Consider the following 3145-nt stretch of genomic DNA (forward strand, 5'->3'; position numbering starts at 1 on the left):
TTGTCCAGGCCCTGCACCACCAGGCGCAGAACCGCCCAGTCCTTGGGCGAGAGGTCTACCCGTTCTACTCTGGGCAAAACCGGCAGGGTAGGGGTTTGGGAGATTTGCTCGAGCAGACGCCGCAGTTGGGGCAGGGTGACGCACCCGGTCAAAAGACCCAGGGGGTGCTTGCGCAACAGTTCTTGCAGGTAGTAGGGCGAGGCCGACTGGGTGACCACCACCTGGGAGCCATGCAGGCTGGGGCAGACGGTAAGCGCAAGGCCCAGCGGGTAGTCCAGCACCAGTGTAAGCGCCTTTGGGCAGTCTAAGTCTCGCAAAGCGCCCATAACAGCCTCGATGAAGAGTTTGGAGCCGCTCAATACCTTTATCCCCATGGGTTCACCCCCCGAATCCAGTCCCACAGCAGGTTCAGTACGCTTCGCTCGGCAGCCACCACCCGGGCCTCGCCGGCCAGGCCCGGCAGCAGCTGGCGGGTTCCCTCGGGGCTTTTTAGCTCGAGCGAGGCCAGCGCCACCTCTACCTCGAAGACCGGGACGTTGTTTACCAGTACCGTGCTGGCAGAGATGCGGGTAACGGTTCCCTGGCTAAGGCCAAAGCGCTGGCGGGGAAAAGCGTTCCAGGCTACCTCGGCCGGGGCCCCCTCGCGCAGCTTGGGGCGCTCGCGCTCGAGCACATAGCCCCGGAAGACCAGCGGAACATCTTCGGGCAGAATCTGGCCCAGCGGCTGGCCGGTGGACACCACCTCCCCCACCCGCAGGCCGGCGGTCTGGAGCACCCGACCAGTGGCGGGGCTATAGACCCGCAGGCTGCGCCGGGTTTGCAACACGGCCAGTTGCGCCCTTGCGCTCCCAACACGGGCCTCGGCCACCCGCACGGCGGCCTGGGCCTGGCGCAGGGCATCCTGGGCGTCCTGGTACTCCAGCCTGGCAATGCCCCCGGCGGCATAGAGCTTGGCCTGCATGCGGGCAAAGCGCTGGCGCTGGGCCAGAATTTCCTGTTGCTGGGCCAGGCTGCGCCGAGTCTCTTCAACCTGGGCCAAGGCGGCCTGTAGCTGGGCCCGGGCCTCCTGGGGGCTCAGGCCCAGGGTGTCGATCTCAAGCAGTAGATCGTTCTTTTTGACGGGCCCATTGGGGTGCAGGTTGAACTGTACGATCCGCCCGCTGCCAGGGGCCAGCACCTGCACCACCTGGCCCCGGGGCTGCAAGACGCCGGGGGCCAGGGCCCAGACCTGCACCGGGGTCAGCCAGCCGGCTACCAGAGCCACAGCCACCAGGGCCAGAAGCAGCCCCAGCAAAAAGCGGGTGGTGCGGGGAGCGGGGCGTTCCCACTCGTGGCGTTGGAAGCTCATGCCGAGACCTCCTGGGGCTGGTAGGAACGGACGAGGCCGTTTTCCAGATAGAAGACCTGGTCGGCTGGGGCCAGCAGGGCCGGGCGGTGGGTAATGACCAGCAGGGTCAGGGGGCCTTTGAGCTGACCCAGCAGGCCCACCATCTGGGCTTCCTTCTGGGGGTCGAGGGTGGCGGTGGGCTCGTCCAGGATCAAGAGCTCGGCCCCGCTCAGAAGGGCTCGAGCCAGGCCCAGCATCTGTTTCTCGCCGCTGGAGAGCCGAAAAATGCTCTCGCCCCCCAGAGTGGTCTCCAGGCCCTCGGGGAGCTTGCGGGCCATCTCCATAAGCCCCACTGCGGCCAGGGTCTGCCAGAGGGTCTGGTCGGGCTGATGGCGGCCCAGGGTCAGGTTTTCGCGCAGGGTGGCGTAGAGCAGGGGGGCCTCCTGGCGCAGGTAGACCACCCGCTCACGCACCGTGGCCGGAGGCAGGTCGGCCAGGTCGAGCCCGTCCCAGCGGATGGTTCCACCGCTGGGGGTGAGCATCTGGCAGAGCAGGGCCGCCAGCGTGCTCTTGCCCGCCCCGTTGGGGCCCAGCAACACGGTGTAGCTGCCCCTGAGCAGGGTGAGGTTCACGCCTGTAAGCAGCGGGCGCTCGGGCTGGTAGGCAAAGCTCAGGTTTTCGATCTGCACCGCGTTTTGCAACGAGGGCAGGGTCTGGGCCAGCGGCTCTAGTTCGGGCTTTAGCTCCACCACCTCCAACAGACGGTCGGAGGCCACGCTGCCCTCCTGCAGGGCCATTACCATTCCGCTCAGATTTCCCAGTGCGGCCACCGCCCCCTGCACCAGCCCATAGGCTGCAACCAGCTGGCCCACGGTAAGCTCGAGCCTCAGCACCAGCCCGGCCCCATACCAGAGCAGAAACAGGCTGAACAGGCTCCCCAGAAAGGCAATGGCCGCCCCGCCCCAGTTAGACAGCAAAAAGCCGTTCCAGACCAGGTTGTTAAGGCCCGAGAACTGGTCGCGGCCCCGGCTTAGCGACCAGCCCTCGCCGCCCAGGGCCTTAAGGCGGACGAACCCCTCGAGCCCCCCCCGCCCAAAGCTGTTGACCTGTGCGCCTTTGGCCAGCTGCTGGCGGTTGTTCTCCCGCAGATGGGGAACCAGAACCGCCAGGTAGAGCAGATGAATGGGAATCACCAGCAGCGCCACCAGGGCCAGGTTGGGGTTGTAGACGAAGAGCACGGCAAAGGAAAGCAGCAGGGTGAGCAGGGTGGGCGGTAGGTTGACCACCAGGTTGCGCAGGGTTGCCTCGATCTGGGCCAGGTCACCCAGGCGGGAGAGGAGGTCGCCCGGAAGCCGGGACTCGAGGCGGGCCACGGGCAGGCGCAACAGGTGGTCGAAATAGCCCAGATTCAGGCGGTAAAGCAGTCGCAGGGAGAGGTTGGTGGCCAGGTGCGCCCGCAGGCTGGTGAACAGGGTCTGAAAAAAGGCCAGGGCAAAGATACCTACCAGCAGGTAAGGCAGCAGGTCTTCTTCGCGGAAGGTGAGCACCCGGTCGAAGAGGATCTGGCTTAGCAACGGTGCGCCGAGGCTCAGCAGGCTCAGGGCCAGGGTGGCCAGGGTGAGCTCGAACAACACCCCTGCGCTACCCCGGAAGTGCGCCAGGTGCGACAGCAGCCCCGGCACCCCGCGCAAGCCCACAAAGTTGCCCCGCTCGAAGCTGACCCCGGGGCGCAGGGTGAGCAGCCTGCCGGTCCACTTTCGCCTGAGTTCCTCCAGACCAACCCAGCGCAGGCCAGTAGCAGGGTCGGCAATCTGGGCG

Annotated in this window: 2 protein-coding genes and 1 pseudogene; all 3 read right to left on the reverse strand. The window is 66.5% G+C overall.

All coding sequences use genetic code 11. The features are described 5' to 3' along the window. Positions 1–374 (reverse strand): annotated as a pseudogene (locus tag Q0288_RS00865) (DNA-binding response regulator); the annotation flags it as partial. Then, positions 365–1348 carry an HlyD family efflux transporter periplasmic adaptor subunit gene (locus Q0288_RS00870; RefSeq protein WP_299425720.1) on the reverse strand — a complete coding sequence of 328 codons (984 nt, stop codon included), beginning with the start codon at positions 1346–1348 and terminating at the stop codon, positions 365–367. The pseudogene Q0288_RS00865 and the gene Q0288_RS00870, both read right to left, overlap by 10 nt. Next, a partial coding sequence (locus Q0288_RS00875) for an ABC transporter transmembrane domain-containing protein (protein WP_299425723.1) occupies positions 1345–3145 on the reverse strand: 1801 nt, incomplete at its 5' end. The genes Q0288_RS00875 and Q0288_RS00870, both read right to left, overlap by 4 nt.

The sequence above is a fragment of the uncultured Meiothermus sp. genome (genome assembly GCF_937863175.1).
GTDB lineage: Bacteria > Deinococcota > Deinococci > Deinococcales > Thermaceae > Meiothermus.

What these genes read in the sequence shown, in the direction of transcription:
- Q0288_RS00870 (WP_299425720.1), bottom strand. Translation starts at nt 1,348, where the DNA reads ATGAGCTTCCAACGCCACGAGTGGGAACGCCCCGCTCCCCGCACCACC.